This is a genomic window from Undibacterium sp. GW821-FHT07F11, from assembly GCF_059418665.1.
The window spans coordinates 45993-60570 of sequence record NZ_JBWKQH010000006.1; the positions used below are offsets into that span (position 1 = coordinate 45993).

A 14578-nucleotide genomic window follows, 5' to 3' on the forward strand; every position below is an offset into this window, starting at 1 on the left:
ATGAGTTTTTAATACGCCTTTAATTCGGGTGAACTTGTCCGCAAACCAGGCATTGCAGATTCTTGCTGATACCTATGCTGGTCCAGTCCATGCGCAAGGCATCCAGCAACAGCAGACGGCCTGACAGTGCCTGGCCTATGCCCATGATGACTTTCAGCGCTTCGGCAGCCTGCATACTGCCTATGATGCCTACCAGCGGCGAAAACACACCCATGCTGGAACACAGTACTTCTTCAAACGGCTGGTCAGGCGGGAACAGGCAGGCATAGCAAGGGGAGACCTCATCACGGCTATCAAACACACTGATCTGGCCGTCAAAACTGATAGCTGCACCAGATACCAGCGGTACGCCAAATTTGACGCAGGCAGCATTCACGGCATGGCGGGTAGCGAAATTGTCGCAACAATCAAGGACGATGCTGGCCTGGCTGACCAGTTCTTCCAGGCGTGTACCGGCAGCCCGCTCTTGCAGGGCGATGATGCGTATTTCGGGGTTGATCGCTTCCAGAGTGTGCTTGCCTGAGTTGACCTTGGCCATGCCCACAGCTGCCGTGGTATGCATGATCTGGCGTTGCAGATTGGTCAGGTCCACGCTGTCATTGTCGACCAGGGTGATGTGGCCTACCCCGGCGCTGGCCAGATACAGGGCTGCAGGTGAACCCAGGCCGCCGGCACCGATGATGAGGGCACGTGCCTCAGTGATTTTTTGCTGGCCTTCTATACCTATCTGGTCCAGCAGGATATGACGGGAATAGCGTAAGAGTTGCTGGTCGTTCATCGTTGTAAAAAAGGCCGCAGTATGCGGCCTTTTTGTCAGGTCTTATTTTTTCTTGATATCGGTTTTATGGTCGGCTTTGTCAGTTTTAGCTGGCTTGTCAGCGTCCTTGCTGCTGTTTTTGCCGTCTTTGTCCTTGCCTTCCTTGTCAACCACCTTGGCTTCAGTGACTTTTACCGGCAAGCCTTTCAGATGATTCAAAGCCTGGGCCAGTTGGAAGTCTTCTGCACTACCATATTCGAGCGGCTTGATTTTTTTCACCAGTGCGGCCACACGCTGTTCTTCTTCTGCTTCATCGACTTTAGGACGGGCTACTTCTTTTTCCTTGTCGTTCGTCAAATGCTTTTGCAAGTCCGCTTCACGGGCACGCAAGCCATTGATGCCGTCACCGTCTGCGGTTTCTTCAACGTTCAGGTCAGGAACAATGCCCTTGGCCTGGATAGAGCGACCATTTGGTGTGTAATAGCGGGCTGTAGTCAGCTTGACTGCGGTATCTGCAGAAATCTGACGTATGGTTTGTACCGAACCCTTGCCAAAGCTCTGGGTACCAATAATGGTAGCGCGTTTGTAGTCTTGCAAGGCACCAGCGACGATTTCAGAAGCAGAGGCAGAGCCGGTATTGATCAATACCACCATAGGCACATTTTTGATCGCTTCTGGCAATTTCGCCAGCGGGTCGCTCAAAGTACGGCCAGAATAGTATTCACGGCGGGCATAGAAAGTCGCTTTGGAATCTTGCAACTGACCATTGGTAGAGACCACAGGCACATCCTTGGGCAGGAAGGCGGCTGAGACACCAATGGCACCAGGCAAGACGCCGCCCGGGTCATTGCGCAAATCGAGTACCAGGCCTTTGATGGCTGGGTCTTGCGCATACAGGGTCTGGATTTTCTTGGCCATGTCTTCGACGGTCGGTTCCTGGAACTGGGCAATTCTTAACCAGGCATAACCAGGCTCAACGATCTTGGCCTTGACGCTTTGCTGTTTGATCAGTTCGCGGGTAATCGTGACGACGATGGGTTTATCTTCCGTTTTACGGAAAATAGTCAGGGTGATCTTGGTATTCGGCTCACCGCGCATACGCTTGACGGCTTCATCAAGCGTCAGGCCTTTGACAGGTTGGGAATCAAGCTTGGTGATCAGGTCACCAGGTTTCAAACCTGCACGGTAGGCTGGAGAATCTTCAATCGGGGAGACGATCTTGACATAGCCGTCTTCCATCCCGACCTCTATACCCAGGCCGACAAATTTGCCCTGAGTACCTTCTTTTAATTCTTTATATGATTTCTTGTCCAGGTAGGCTGAATGGGGGTCCAGTGAAGCCACCATGCCGGAAATTGCTTCCGTCAGCAACTTATTGTCTTCCACCGGTTCGACATAGTCAGACTTGATGAGGCCAAATACTTCTGTGAGTTGACGCAATTCTTCTACCGGCAGGAAATTGCCTGGGGTTTTTTGCGCCACTGCCGAAAACTGCATGGAAACTGCCACACCGGCAACCATGCCGAGGCCAATTAAACCAAAATTCTTGAATTTGCTGCCCATGTGATTCACCTAAAACCTATTTAACGATCCAGTTGAGAGGATCAAATACACGTCCTTGATGACGTACTTCAAAGTATAAACCTGATTCTTCATTACCGCCGCTGTTTCCGGCACTGGCAATGACATCACCCGTTTTTACCACATCGCCGACATGCTTCAATACTGCCTGATTATTGCCATACAGGCTCCAGTAACTGCCGCCATGATCAACAATCACCATATTCCCATACCCCTTCCACCAATCGGCAAAAATCACTTTGCCCGGGGCGATGGTCTTGATTTCTGCACCTTCATTCGCCTTGATGAACATGCCTTTCCAGCTGGGGCCATCAGTGCGTTTGCTGCCAAATCTGGCAAGAATTTCACCTTTCACTGGCAAACGCAATTGCCCTTTCAGCTTGTCAAATTCACCTGCAGGCGGGGTTGCCGCCCTGGCTTGCCTGGGCGGCTCATCGTCGTCAATCGCATTGGGATTGGTGATTTTCGCTGGTTTTTTACCCTGTGCCGCCTGCCTTGCTCTTTCTTTCTGCGCTGCTGCAATTCTTTCCTGGCGTTGTTTTTCTTCCAGTGCCGCCCTGGCTGCATCTGCCTTGGCTTGTTCTTCAATCAGTTTATTTAATTGTGAGACCAGATTGCTCAGTCTTTGTTCATCTTTTTCCAGACTATCAGCCTGTTTTTTTTGTACATATAATTTTTCTGCCAACTGACTTACCAATGTGGCATGTCGTTTTTTCTCTTTTTCCAGCGCCAGCTTATGACTTTTTTCTTCGTCAGCTATTTCATCGAGTTCTGCCTTGGCTTCTTTAGCTTCTTCGGCATTTTTTTCCACAGCTTGAAGGCTGATGCGCAAGCCATCTATCAGTTTGGCCTGGGTTTGCGATACATAGCTCATGTATTGCAGTTCGCGGTTGATGCGGTTGGGGTTATCGCCAGACAGCAGCAATTTGATACGGTCACTGTCGCCGCGCATATACTGGCGGCGTAAAAAATTCGATAGTTGTGTTTTTTGTTTTTCAACTTTATCAGCCAGAGCCTGTTGTTGCCCTGTCAGTTGTTTGACTCTTGCTTCAGTCTGCGCCTGTTCTGCCTGCAAGTCACGCAAGGAACGATTGGCTTCGGAAATGGATTTTTCTGATTCAGCCAGGGCATCGCTGGCATTGTCCTTGGCCGTTTCAGTTTTGTTTATATCGTTTTTTAATGCCTTCAGGCGATTTTGCAACTCGGCCCTGTCTGCTTCTGCCTTGTTTTTTTGCTGGGAACGCGCATTACTGGCAGCCATGGCAGACGTTGCCACGCCTGCCAGGGACAGGCATAGCAAGCTTGCTATTAAAAACGGTGAAGACTTGGTTTTAAATGGCATTCAATGCTTATTTGGATTTACCCTGGCTGGCAACGGCCTGCAAGGCTGCTGCAATAGCGTCCTGGTCACCCAGATAATAATGTTTGATTGGCTTCAGGTCGGCATCAAGTTCATACACCAGCGGTTGGCCATTCGGGATATTCAGGTTGACGATGTCGTCGTCGCTGATGCCGTCAAGCATCTTGATCAGGGCGCGCAGACTATTGCCATGGGCAGAAATCAGGATGCGTTTGCCCGAGCGTATTGCCGGGGCAATGCTGTCGTCCCAGGCTGGCATGACGCGGGCAACCGTGTCTTTCAAGCATTCGGTCAGCGGGATCTGGCTGCGCTCCAGGCCTGCATAGCGCGGGTCATTGAAGGAGGTGCGGTCATCATCTTCTGCCAGTGGCAGAGGTGGCGTATCGTAGCTGCGACGCCACACCAACACTTGCTCGTCCCCATATTTGGCCGCTGTCTCTGCCTTGTTCAAGCCTTGCAGTGCACCGTAATGACGTTCATTCAGACGCCAGTCATGAATCACTGGCAACCACATCAAGTCCATTTCATCGAGTGTGCCCCACAGTGTACGAACCGCGCGCTTGAGTACTGAGGTATATGCCAGGTCAAAGGTAAAGCCTGCTTGTTTCAGGAGCTTGCCGGCCTGGGTGGCTTCAGCCACGCCTTTTGCTGTCAAATCAACATCAGTCCAACCGGTGAAACGGTTGTCCAGGTTCCAGGTAGATTCGCCGTGGCGCATTAAAACGATTTTATACATAGTGTGCTAGAGGGTGAGATAAGATGAGATGAGTGATTTAGTATGCGATTGCGGCATCTATTTTATAATGACGCGCTTCTGATAACCATTCTTACTACTGGAATCCTGTGAAATTCATTATTGACAATATATTCTGGATAGGTCTTGCCATCATCTCTGGTGGTGCATTGCTGGTGCCTGCTTTACAAAGACGTGGTGCCAAGGTGTCGCATTTTCAAGCTACACAATACATGAATCAGGCTAAAACCCTGATTCTCGATGTGCGCAGTGCTGAAGAATTTGCTGCCGGTCATTTGCAAAATGCCAAACATATCCCCTTGCCAGAGCTGAACGACCGTCTGAAAGAGATAGAAAAGTCAAAAAGCAATGTGGTCATTACTGTTTGTGCTTCAGGCGTGCGTTCTTCCAGCGCTGCTGGTTTACTCAGCAAAGCTGGCTTTGCCCAAGTGTTTAGCCTTGATGGTGGTATAGATTCCTGGAAGTCGCAAGGCTTGCCAACAGTAAAGTAAAGCAGGAGAGCATCATGAAAGCCCATGTAGTCATGTATACCACAGCCGTTTGTCCGTATTGCACGATGGCTGAGCGTCTGTTGAAGTCCAAGGGTGTGGACGATATAGAAAAAATCCGTGTCGATCTTGAGCCCGGCCTGCGTGAAGCGATGATGCAGAGAACCGGTCGCCGCACCGTACCACAAATCTATGTAGATGACACTCATGTGGGTGGCTTTGATGACCTCTCTGCCCTCGACAGGGCGGGTAAACTTGATCCTTTGCTGAATCCGGTTGATTAAAAGCAGGTATTTGCCGGATTTTCTACGGGTTTTGCAGCAAAATTGCTGTTTTTGCAGACTACTTGCTACAATAGCGCGCTGCGATCTTGAAATGGCTGGAAACGGCCCTATCTGCCAGTCTCGCTGTTCATTATTAATCTTTTAGAATTTTAGAAAGTTTCACATGTCTGACGAAAATCTGCAGCCCGTATTCCAAATTCAACGCGTTTATCTGAAAGATTTGTCGCTTGAACAGCCAAATTCCCCAGCTATTTTCCTGGAACAAGAAGCCCCTGGCATCGAAGTTTCCGTTGATGTCGGCTCTGAAAAGCTGGCTGATGGCATCTACGAAGCCACAGTAACAGTCACAGTGACTGCAAAAATCGGCGAAAAAGTTGCTTTCCTGGTTGAAGGCAAACAAGCCGGTATTTTCGAAGCACGCAATATCCCTGAAGATCAACTCGATCCTCTGCTGGGTATCGGCTGCCCGAACATCGTCTATCCTTACCTGCGTTCCAACGTAGCTGATGCGATCACACGTGCTGGTTTCCCTCCTATCCATCTGTCGGAAATCAATTTCGAAGCTTTCTACGCGCAACGTCTGACATTGGCTGCTGAGCAGGCAAATGCCAATACTGAAGCGCCAACAACTATTCAGTAATCTGCTTTATTACGATGGGTCTGATCCGGTTCCGGCCGGGTCAACCTGATGAAAGTTACCATGCGACGCTTGCTGACGCCTTTGCCTCTGTTGTTATTGACGCTGCTTGCGAGTGGTGCAGCCCAGGCTTTGGAATTCCGTTCTGTCGGTGCTTCACCCGTGATCATGTACGATGCACCATCTGCCAAAGGCGCAAAATTGGCAGTGGCACCACGTGGCATGCCGCTGGAAGTAGTGTTTACTTCCGGTGCATGGAGCAAGGTAAGAGACGTCAGCGGTGAAATGAGCTGGGTCGAATCCAAGGATTTGATCACCCGCCGCAGCCTGGTGGTGCGTGCAGCCAATGCCAAGATCAGGGCAACGGCAGATGAATCTGCACCGCTGGTATTCAGTGCTGACAAGCACGTCTTGCTGGAAATGGCTGAGCCTGCGGCTGGCGGCTGGGTCAAAGTGAAACACCGTGACGGCCAGCTAGGCTTTGTCAAAATCAATGAAGTCTGGGGTTTGTAGTGCCTGGATTTGAGTGCATAGACAGATGACAGTTTGCAAAAAAGGACAGCCTGCTGTCCTTTTTTTACATCTCCCCGGTTATTAAAATAAGCAGGAGTCAGGGACAAGTATGAATATCAGCGTATTGGGCGCAGGTGCCTGGGGCACGGCAATGGCAATTGCTTTTGCGGCAAAAAATAATGTCTTGCTGTGGGGGCGCAATCAGGCTGCCATGTCTGCCATGCAGGCGAACAGGCAAAATGATGACTATTTAAGCGGCTTTTCTTTCCCCGACAATCTGCAGGTCACGGCTGACTTTGCTGCTGCCATGGCACATGCGGCTGGCCCTGAGGGCTTACTGGTAATTGCCACCTCAGTCTCGGGCTTGCGCCCTACGCTGGAAGCTTGCCGGGCTTACCAGCCAAAAAACATCATCTGGCTATGCAAGGGTTTTGAAGAATCCACGCAGCTCTTGCCGCATCAGGTGGCTGAACAAGTGCTGGGGCAGGGCGTGGCTTTCGGCGCCCTGTCCGGCCCTTCATTTGCGCAAGAAGTCGCCAAAGGCCTGCCTTGTGCATTGACGATAGCTTCCAAGTCGAAAGACCTCAGTCAGTTGGTGGTACAAGCCCTGCATGTGAATGCCATGCGGGTGTACTCAAGCGATGACGTGGTTGGTGTGGAAGTCGGTGGTGCAGTCAAAAATATCCTGGCGATTGCTACAGGTGTGGCTGATGGCCTGGGACTGGGGCTGAATGCGCGAGCTGCCCTTATCACCCGCGGTCTGGCAGAAATCAGCCGCCTTGGCGTTGCCCTTGGTGGCCGTTCAGAAACTCTGATGGGGCTGACTGGCGTAGGTGATTTGATCTTGACCTGTACCGGTGACTTATCCCGTAACCGCAAGGTGGGTCTGGCGCTGGCACAGGGTAAATCCCTGGATATCATCGTGCAGGAACTGGGTCATGTCGCTGAAGGCGTGCGTTGTGCACAGGCAGTACGTTCGCTGGCACAGGGGCTGGGCATACAGATGCCAATTACCGATGCCGTAGCTGGCGTACTGTTTGACGGGATTTCATTGCAAGAGATGATAGGTCGTTTGCTTGCGAGGGATGCCAAGCAGGAAACTCATTAGAAAAAGCACCAGGGTAATATTAATATTGCCGCCGGTATTCGGGAGAGTGCAGGACGCGGTCAATGACAGTATCAGGTACGTGATGCCTGCGTAAAAAGTGCATGGCCTTGGCCAGTCCCAGTACTTCAAGATAGTGGATGCCAAGGTCGACCATGAAGCGTGTTGTCACATCACGCCTGCGCAAAGGCTGCCTGTGCATGTGTAGCATTTTCCGGCGTCTGCATCCTGCCATGATGCCATCTCCCCCTGGTCTGCTGAGTTCTGCGAAGTTTTTCTCAGTGTCAATAAACTCAGTGTAGAGCGACAAAGAACGGGCAAAGACAGAAATTATGCTGTTTTGACATAACTTAACAAAAAAGACCATGGCTGCCATGGTCTTTGTCTGCCCCTCGCCACATTTTGGCTGATTCTGCAGGGAACTGGTATTGCTATTATTTCAAATCTGTTGCTGCCGTAAAGATGGCGAGCAGGTTCTCCAGGCCCAACTGGTCTTCTTCGTTGAAGCGTTTCAGGCGCGGGCTGTCGATATCAAACACGCCATAAATCTCGCCATCCTTGATCAAAGGGATGACTATTTCAGAGTTGGATGCTGAGTCGCAGGCTATATGCCCGGGGAATGCATGTACGTCTTCTACGAGGACGGTGCGTCGTTCTGCTGCAGCCGTACCGCACACCCCGCGTTTGAAAGGGATGCGGGTGCAGGCAACCTTGCCCTGGAACGGTCCCAACAGCAGGTCATTGGGAAATTCTGCATCTGGCTTGCTGGCTGGTGCGCACAGGTAAAAACCTGCCCAGTTCAAGTCAGTGATGCTGCTGTAGATGAAGGCAGAAAACTGGGCTGCATTGGTGACCAGATTGCGTTCACCCTCAAGTACGCTGGCCAACTGGCGCGCCAGCATGGGGTAATCGGGTTTATCGCTGGCAGCAGGGGTATCAAACATGAGGGCGTTCCTGGAGAGTTTTTAATTTTTTTCCTGACTGTCCGGTTTTTTGGTGGCAGTAGCAGGTTGAGGTAGGGGCTTGGAATTTTTTTTCGCAGTCAGATAATCAGGCAAAACTTTTCTTGCCTGATTAGCCCTGCCTTTGGCCGATGCCGGGACTTGCGACGGCTCAACGCGAAACTGCATGCGTTGTCGTGTTGCCAGTGCCTTGTTAGCCATCTTAAACCCCGGATTGCAAATTGAAACTAAGATTAAAACTAAGTTTAAAATTAAAGCACGTAGCGTGACAGATCTTCATTCACCGACAAGGCTTCCAGACGTTCATTGACGTAGGCAGCATCGATAGTCACAGTCTTGCCGCTATTCTGGTGGGCATCGAAAGAAATCTCTTCCAGCAGCTTTTCCATGACGGTGTACAGGCGGCGGGCACCGATATTTTCTGTCGTTTCATTGACTGAATAAGCAATGCCAGCCAGGCGTTCAACGCCTTCAGGCGTGAAGTCTATCTGCACGTCTTCCGTTGCCAGCAAGGCTTGATACTGACGTGTCAGGCAGGCATCGGTGCCTGTCAAGATACGCTCAAAATCAGCGATGGACAAAGATTCCAGTTCCACGCGGATAGGGAAACGGCCCTGCAGCTCAGGTATCAGGTCAGACGGCTTGGCCAGATGGAAAGCACCTGATGCAATGAACAGGATATGGTCAGTCTTGACCATGCCATACTTGGTATTGACAGTCGTACCTTCTACCAGTGGCAGCAAGTCACGCTGCACACCAGCGCGTGACACTTCAGCGCCGCCGGTCTCTGAACGTGAAGCGATCTTGTCGATTTCATCGAGAAAGACGATGCCGTTTTGCTCTACATTGCGTATTGCATCTTGCTTCAGTTCTTCTTCATTGACGAGTTTGCCTGCTTCTTCTTCAATCAGGAGCTTCATCGCTTCCTTGATTTTCAGCTTGCGCGATTTCTTGCGGCCATTACCCATGCCAGAGAACATGGTCTTGATCTGCTCGGTCATTTCTTCCATGCCCGGCGGTGCCATGATTTCCATATGTGTCACACCTTCTGCCACTTCGATTTCAACTTCCTTGTCATCCAGCGCACCTTCACGCAGGCGCTTGCGGAAAGTCTGGCGGGTGGTGTTGTCTGGCGTTGCAGCTTCGGCTTCACTAGGATGGAAACCAAAGTCACGCGCTGGTGGCAGCAGAATATCGAGGATGCGGTCTTCTGCCGCATCTTCAGCACGGGCACGTACCTTGCGGGTAGCTGCTTCGCGGGTTTGCTTGATGCCGATGTCGACGAGGTCGCGGATGATGGTATCTACATCGCGGCCTACATAACCAACTTCAGTGAACTTGGTCGCCTCGATTTTGATGAAGGGGGCATCCGCCAGCTTGGCCAGGCGACGGGCGATCTCGGTTTTACCGACGCCTGTCGGTCCTATCATCAGGATATTTTTTGGGGTGATTTCATGGCGCAGCGGTTCTTCTACCTGCTGACGGCGCCAGCGATTACGCAAGGCAATGGCAACGGCGCGCTTGGCCTTGGACTGGCCAACTACATGTTTATCAAGTTCAGAGACAATCTCTTGTGGAGTCATGTTCATTGCTTATTCCAATTCATTCCAGTGTTTCTATGGTGTGTGACAAGTTGGTATAAATGCACAACTCGCCAGCAATAGTCAGGGATTTCTTGACGATGTCGACTGGCGACAGGTCGGTATTTTCAAACAGCGCAATCGCGGCGGACTGGGCGAAGGTGCCGCCCGAGCCAATCGCGCCTATGCCCTGATTAGGCTCCAGCACATCGCCATTGCCGGTAATTACCAGTGTGCTGTCTTTATCGGCCACCAGCAACATGGCTTCCAGGCGGCGCAACATGCGGTCGGTGCGCCAGTCCTTGGCCAGTTCTACCGAAGCGCGCATCAGATGGCCCTGATGTTTTTCCAGCTTGGATTCAAAGCGTTCTATCAGAGTGAAAGCATCAGCCGTGCCGCCAGCAAAACCGGCCAGCACCTTGTTGTGATACAGCTTGCGTACCTTGCGGGCAGTGCCCTTCATGACGATATTGCCCAGTGTCACCTGACCATCGCCGCCCAGGGCAACCAGGTTGCCGCGTCGCACCGTCAAAATGGTGGTGCCGTGAAATTGTTCCATATGAACCTCAAAGAATATTGCCATTCCTGCACACGACCACGGGTCATGAACATGCAGTATAAGCAGGCCAAATTACCTGTTTTGTAGAAAATGGGGTGTTTTTTCTGAATTGCAAGCGTGGACAAACCGGGTGCATAAATACCATCATAAGTATCACCACGAGGGCGGGCAAAAGCCCACCTCGATACAGTTTAGTGCTTGCGGGGGATGATGCTGGCGATGTTTTTCAGGCCCATGGCATTGAATAACATCATGACCAGGTAATTAACGCCTTCAAAGCGTATATTCATGCCGGCTTTGCTGGCGATAGGTGCCAGGCCGTTCAGTAATTGCGCAGAGGCACCGAATTCCACCCGTTCCAGACGGGTGCAATCAAGGATCAGCGGATTGTGCTGTTCTGCCTGCATGGCAATATTGGAAATCAGAAATTCTGTCTTACCTTCGACTACTTTCGGCATCATATAGCGGTCAGAGGCTTCTTCCTGCGCCGGGGCTTCAGGCATGGCGCTGGTGACATTGTTCTTTGGTGCTTCAAATGAAGGAGGCGACACTTCGAAAGTAATGCAGTAATCCATACTGACTTCTTCGAAGGCTTGCTCAAAATGCAGTAATTGCAGGATTTCCAGCAACAACAGCCATGGCGCTTCAGTTTCATCACGACGGCCTACCAGCAAGATGCTGCGGATTTTATCCGCCAGGTCTTTGGCACCCACCAGTAACAAGTCATGGCCGGATTTTTTCAAACCCTTAAGGGCGCGCAATAACAAGCCACAACCTATGGCGTCTACTTCCTTGACGCGTGAAAAATCCAGACGCAGGCTTTTGCTCTTGCCCGCAGCTATCTGCAATTTTTCCAGTGATTTGATGGTGCCGCTATCGAGCTTGGCGGGGAAGCTGACATTCGCTACCGTGGTATCGCCCTGAGCTTCGGCATCATTGTCGTTGCTGGTCTGGTTTTCTGGCCACAGTGGTGGCGAGGTTTCAAATTTATTGGCGTAATCGAGCGACAGGCTTTCAAACTTGTGCTGGTCGTTCGTGATGCGATACAGGTCAAACAGCATTTGCCAGCCAATTTCGGTGGCACCGCCAAGCTCGTGGTTATGCACGGCAGAAGCCAGCATTTGCTCGGCGACTTCATTCTGGCCACTGGCAAACAGGATGGCTGCTTCTTCCAATACAGGCACGGTTTCGCTATAGGCGAGGGCAGATGCCGACATTTCTGAATTTTGCCCCAACAGATAATCTGTGGGCATCATCATAGGCAACGTGGTCTGGAATTCTACCGGCGGCGCTTTTCTTTCCAGCGGTTCGGTTGGTGCACCAAGGTCGGTTTTGGTAATGGTCGGTGGACGGGTCTTGACGATGTCACGCGACATTTCAAATTCTATGGCGTCAATTTTTCTCTCGGTGGCGCGGGCAATATGACGCTGAGCAATAATCGAATTGCTAAAAACCTCACTGTCCTGGAAACCGCCAATGACGGTATTACCATTCTTGGAGCGCGTCTTTCTCGAAGAAGATTTCTCGGTGGAGCGATCTTCTTGCTTGACACCTTTTTTACCGAAAAGAGAAAAAATCCCCACTATATTCCCAAATAAAAATAGAAGCGCTGACCACCCGGTAGCGAATTTGACGAGTGCTTAGTATATTCTGATTTCCGTTCCAATGGTTGACTGGGCTCAACTGCTCCAGACAGTTTTTCTTGAAATGTTCTTTTAATTGCTACGCAAGATCGTCGAAAACCTTGCAAAAAAGCAGCTTTTTTGCAGGAAATGGGGGCGGATGCCGCCTCCCATACCAACAGCTTATGAATTAATAACCTAAACGTCAATTACATCTGCTTACATTTTTCTTGCAATTCTTAGCTGATTTTTTAACATTAAAAGCTGACGCGCAATCCTGCCATGACATTTCTGCCGGGTTGTGGCAGGGTTTCTTTCAAAACTGAAGTAGAAAGACGGATATCCTGGTTCAGCAAATTCTTCGCCATCAAGAACCAGGTCAGCTGCATATTCTGATAAGGATGGGTGTAAGTCAGGCTGGTATCGACCTTGGTATAAGCCGGTGTAACAAAACCTTCAAAACTGGCCAGCCTGTCCTGACGCAAGGCATGCAAGACATCTACGCCAGCACGCCAGCCACCAGAGCGATAGCCGATATCAAAGCCGGCACGTGTCGCTGGTTGCAGCGGCAAGTTGCCCATATTGTCCAGGCTGCCGCGTGAGTAATCGGCAAAGGCACGGCCCGACCAGCCTTCACCCAGCAGGTTGTAACTGATCTCGGCCTCACCACCACGTATGGTGGCAGATGCCTGTGACCAGTTGCGCAAGGTAAATTCTGCGTCAGCATCAGGGACCCCTGCTTCATCTACCTTGATACCATTGGTATGGCCGTAGATGTAATTGTTAACCTTATTCAGGAAGGCATTGATCTTCCAGCGCAGCAGACCATGGGTTTTTTGCAGGCTGAATTCCAGATTGCGCGAAGCTTCTTTCTTCATATCAGCATTGCCGATATCAAAAGTAGCCGTCGATTCATGCGGCCCGGCTGAATACAATTCTTCTGTCGCCGGGGCACGTTGCGCCCATGACAGGCTCAGGCCTGCGCCATAAGATTTGTCGAATTGCCATAAACCACCGACAGAAGCCGAGAATAAATTGAATTCACGCGCTTTCAGGCCAGTAATGGCATCTGGTGTGCGCTTCACATTTTCAAAACGCATGCCTGTGCTGGCCATGACATCGGCAATCTGCTTTTGCTCGACAAAGAACAAGGCGACAGAGTTGGATTTTGTGCTCGGTACCGTGTCGGCACGACCTGTCTCAGCCGACAGGGCAGAGAATTTCACCTGCTCGGTCTGCAGACCCCAGCTACCTTGCCAGCCAGCCCAGGACGGATGGGACAGGAGGATGCGGCTTTCCAGCATCTGGTTCTTGAAGTCGGTGACGGGCGTACCGTCCTCGGCTTTTTCTGTGTGCTTATAGTCGGTGGCACTGAATTTGTATTTGAGCGTATCGAAACCGTTCAATGGCGAATTGAGCAAACCATCAATGTCGAGGCGGTTTTGCTTCAAGTCGATGAAAGAGCGTTCTGCCGTTGGTATGCCATAGTGGTCATTCAGGGTTTGTACTGCGGCACCTACATAACCCCAGGACTGTATGACAGACGCACCCAAAGCCAGCGAAGATTCGCGTGTGAAGCTGGACGGCACGCGGCCACCACCTGAAGCGGGGTCACTCAAAGAGATATTGCCAGGTATCTTATAGTTGCCCGTTTCACGGCTGGCACCGTCTGCATGCAGACCAATCACGCCGCTGGAGCCATCAAGCGAGAACGACAGACTCTTTTCCTGATTCACGCTGCCCAGACGTACTTCGCCTTCGCCTGTCATTTTCCCGTTAAGGATAGTTGGTATGCGGTTGTCGATGACATTCACCAGACCACCAATGGCACCGCTGCCGTATAGCAAGGCCGCTGGACCGCGCAAGACTTCTATCTGTTGCGCAGTTGCACTTTCACTGGCGACGGCATGATCATTTGACAGGCTGGAAACGTCAGCTACACCCATGCCATTTTGCAGGATCTTGACGCGCGGGCCTTCCAGGCCACGGATGATGGGGCGCGATGCGCCAGCACCAAAACCGGATGCGGATACGCCGAGTTCGGCTCCCAAGGTATCGCCCAGTGAAGTGCCGACCTTGGCTCTGAGTTCTTGTCCTGACAATATTTTGGCTGGAGTAAGCACTTGCATATTCTCGTCAGAGCTGATGGGATTTGAAGTGACGGTAACGGTATTGATGGTACCGTTTGCAGAATCAGTTTGGGATTGTGCCTGGACAAGCTGAGTAATAGGCGTCAAAAGTACCAGCACTGCGCTGGCGATCAGAGTGCGTTGAAAAACCATGTTATTTCCTGTTTGCGAATTGATGCAAAGAACGGCGACAATTCAGACGCAAAGCTGCATCTGAAAATCAAATAGCCAGAAGCATCCATCAGGA

At 51.1% G+C, this 14578-nt stretch carries 16 protein-coding genes; 5 read left to right on the plus strand and 11 right to left on the minus strand.

The features are described from left to right. Positions 1–19: 19 nt before the first annotated feature. Genes AC07OI_RS15795 through gpmA form a run of 4 tightly spaced genes read right to left on the minus strand, consistent with a single transcriptional unit; the run spans position 20 to position 4434 of the window. A complete protein-coding gene (locus tag AC07OI_RS15795) occupies positions 20–778 on the minus strand; it encodes a HesA/MoeB/ThiF family protein (RefSeq protein ID WP_495257877.1) in 759 nt (252 codons plus the stop codon). A 42-nt stretch (positions 779–820) separates the two neighbouring features. Beyond that, a complete protein-coding gene (locus AC07OI_RS15800) occupies positions 821–2320 on the minus strand; it encodes a S41 family peptidase (protein ID WP_492704620.1) in 1500 nt (499 codons plus the stop codon). 16 nt (positions 2321–2336) lie between these two features. Then, the gene (locus AC07OI_RS15805) at positions 2337–3680 is read right to left on the minus strand and encodes a murein hydrolase activator EnvC family protein (protein WP_492704621.1); all 1344 of its coding nucleotides are present in this window, start codon (positions 3678–3680) and stop codon (positions 2337–2339) included. A 7-nt stretch (positions 3681–3687) separates the two neighbouring features. Next, positions 3688–4434, minus strand: a complete 747-nt coding sequence (gpmA, locus tag AC07OI_RS15810) for a 2,3-diphosphoglycerate-dependent phosphoglycerate mutase (RefSeq protein ID WP_492704622.1) — start codon at positions 4432–4434, stop codon at positions 3688–3690. 107 nt (positions 4435–4541) lie between these two features. Here gpmA and AC07OI_RS15815 point away from each other — a divergent pair, with 107 nt between their 5' ends. The 5 genes from AC07OI_RS15815 to AC07OI_RS15835 all read left to right on the plus strand — a co-directional run bounded on the left by AC07OI_RS15815 (position 4542) and on the right by AC07OI_RS15835 (position 7482). Further along, on the plus strand, positions 4542–4943 hold the full coding sequence (locus AC07OI_RS15815) for a rhodanese-like domain-containing protein (RefSeq protein ID WP_423005782.1): 402 nt from the start codon (positions 4542–4544) through the stop codon (positions 4941–4943). Positions 4944–4957: 14 nt separating this feature from the next. Continuing rightward, positions 4958–5224 carry a glutaredoxin 3 gene (grxC, locus tag AC07OI_RS15820; RefSeq protein WP_492704623.1) on the plus strand — a complete coding sequence of 89 codons (267 nt, stop codon included), beginning with the start codon at positions 4958–4960 and terminating at the stop codon, positions 5222–5224. 163 nt (positions 5225–5387) lie between these two features. Next, the gene (gene secB / locus AC07OI_RS15825; RefSeq protein ID WP_492704624.1) at positions 5388–5864 is read left to right on the plus strand and encodes a protein-export chaperone SecB; all 477 of its coding nucleotides are present in this window, start codon (positions 5388–5390) and stop codon (positions 5862–5864) included. Between the two features lie 60 nt (positions 5865–5924). Continuing rightward, positions 5925–6374, plus strand: coding sequence for an SH3 domain-containing protein (locus tag AC07OI_RS15830; RefSeq protein WP_492704625.1), 450 nt, complete (start codon positions 5925–5927; stop codon positions 6372–6374). Between the two features lie 109 nt (positions 6375–6483). After that, positions 6484–7482: an NAD(P)H-dependent glycerol-3-phosphate dehydrogenase gene (locus tag AC07OI_RS15835; protein WP_492704626.1), complete on the plus strand. Its 999-nt coding sequence runs from the start codon at positions 6484–6486 to the stop codon at positions 7480–7482. 19 nt (positions 7483–7501) lie between these two features. Here the strand turns inward: AC07OI_RS15835 and AC07OI_RS15840 are convergent, their stop codons facing one another. The 7 genes from AC07OI_RS15840 to AC07OI_RS15870 form a co-directional block, all read right to left on the minus strand. After that, the gene (locus AC07OI_RS15840; RefSeq protein ID WP_492704627.1) at positions 7502–7681 is read right to left on the minus strand and encodes a hypothetical protein; all 180 of its coding nucleotides are present in this window, start codon (positions 7679–7681) and stop codon (positions 7502–7504) included. A 232-nt stretch (positions 7682–7913) separates the two neighbouring features. After that, complete coding sequence (locus AC07OI_RS15845; protein WP_492704628.1) at positions 7914–8423, minus strand: GAF domain-containing protein; 510 nt, start codon at positions 8421–8423, stop codon at positions 7914–7916. A 21-nt stretch (positions 8424–8444) separates the two neighbouring features. Continuing rightward, positions 8445–8642 carry a hypothetical protein gene (locus AC07OI_RS15850; protein WP_492704629.1) on the minus strand — a complete coding sequence of 66 codons (198 nt, stop codon included), beginning with the start codon at positions 8640–8642 and terminating at the stop codon, positions 8445–8447. Between the two features lie 50 nt (positions 8643–8692). Next, positions 8693–10030, minus strand: a complete 1338-nt coding sequence (gene hslU, locus AC07OI_RS15855) for an ATP-dependent protease ATPase subunit HslU (RefSeq protein WP_492704630.1) — start codon at positions 10028–10030, stop codon at positions 8693–8695. Positions 10031–10043: 13 nt separating this feature from the next. After that, entirely contained in the window at positions 10044–10580 is a 537-nt protein-coding gene (hslV, locus tag AC07OI_RS15860) for an ATP-dependent protease subunit HslV (RefSeq protein WP_422941668.1), read from the minus strand. Positions 10581–10771: 191 nt separating this feature from the next. Beyond that, entirely contained in the window at positions 10772–12163 is a 1392-nt protein-coding gene (locus tag AC07OI_RS15865; protein WP_492704631.1) for an STAS domain-containing protein, read from the minus strand. Positions 12164–12459: 296 nt separating this feature from the next. Beyond that, the gene (locus AC07OI_RS15870) at positions 12460–14484 is read right to left on the minus strand and encodes a TonB-dependent receptor (RefSeq protein ID WP_495257878.1); all 2025 of its coding nucleotides are present in this window, start codon (positions 14482–14484) and stop codon (positions 12460–12462) included. Positions 14485–14578: the final 94 nt, after the last annotated feature.

Excerpts from the sequence above, each read along its gene's own strand:
- AC07OI_RS15805 (WP_492704621.1), bottom strand. The coding sequence starts at position 3,680 with ATGCCATTTAAAACCAAGTCTTCACCGTTTTTAATAGCAAGCTTGCTA.
- AC07OI_RS15840 (WP_492704627.1), bottom strand. The coding sequence starts at position 7,681 with ATGCACAGGCAGCCTTTGCGCAGGCGTGATGTGACAACACGCTTCATG.
- AC07OI_RS15795 (WP_495257877.1), bottom strand. The coding sequence starts at position 778 with ATGAACGACCAGCAACTCTTACGCTATTCCCGTCATATCCTGCTGGAC.
- AC07OI_RS15835 (WP_492704626.1), top strand. The coding sequence starts at position 6,484 with ATGAATATCAGCGTATTGGGCGCAGGTGCCTGGGGCACGGCAATGGCA.
- AC07OI_RS15850 (WP_492704629.1), bottom strand. The coding sequence starts at position 8,642 with ATGGCTAACAAGGCACTGGCAACACGACAACGCATGCAGTTTCGCGTT.
- AC07OI_RS15845 (WP_492704628.1), bottom strand. The coding sequence starts at position 8,423 with ATGTTTGATACCCCTGCTGCCAGCGATAAACCCGATTACCCCATGCTG.
- hslV (WP_422941668.1), bottom strand. The coding sequence starts at position 10,580 with ATGGAACAATTTCACGGCACCACCATTTTGACGGTGCGACGCGGCAAC.
- AC07OI_RS15800 (WP_492704620.1), bottom strand. The coding sequence starts at position 2,320 with ATGGGCAGCAAATTCAAGAATTTTGGTTTAATTGGCCTCGGCATGGTT.
- hslU (WP_492704630.1), bottom strand. The coding sequence starts at position 10,030 with ATGAACATGACTCCACAAGAGATTGTCTCTGAACTTGATAAACATGTA.
- grxC (WP_492704623.1), top strand. The coding sequence starts at position 4,958 with ATGAAAGCCCATGTAGTCATGTATACCACAGCCGTTTGTCCGTATTGC.
- secB (WP_492704624.1), top strand. The coding sequence starts at position 5,388 with ATGTCTGACGAAAATCTGCAGCCCGTATTCCAAATTCAACGCGTTTAT.
- gpmA (WP_492704622.1), bottom strand. The coding sequence starts at position 4,434 with ATGTATAAAATCGTTTTAATGCGCCACGGCGAATCTACCTGGAACCTG.
- AC07OI_RS15830 (WP_492704625.1), top strand. The coding sequence starts at position 5,925 with ATGCGACGCTTGCTGACGCCTTTGCCTCTGTTGTTATTGACGCTGCTT.
- AC07OI_RS15870 (WP_495257878.1), bottom strand. The coding sequence starts at position 14,484 with ATGGTTTTTCAACGCACTCTGATCGCCAGCGCAGTGCTGGTACTTTTG.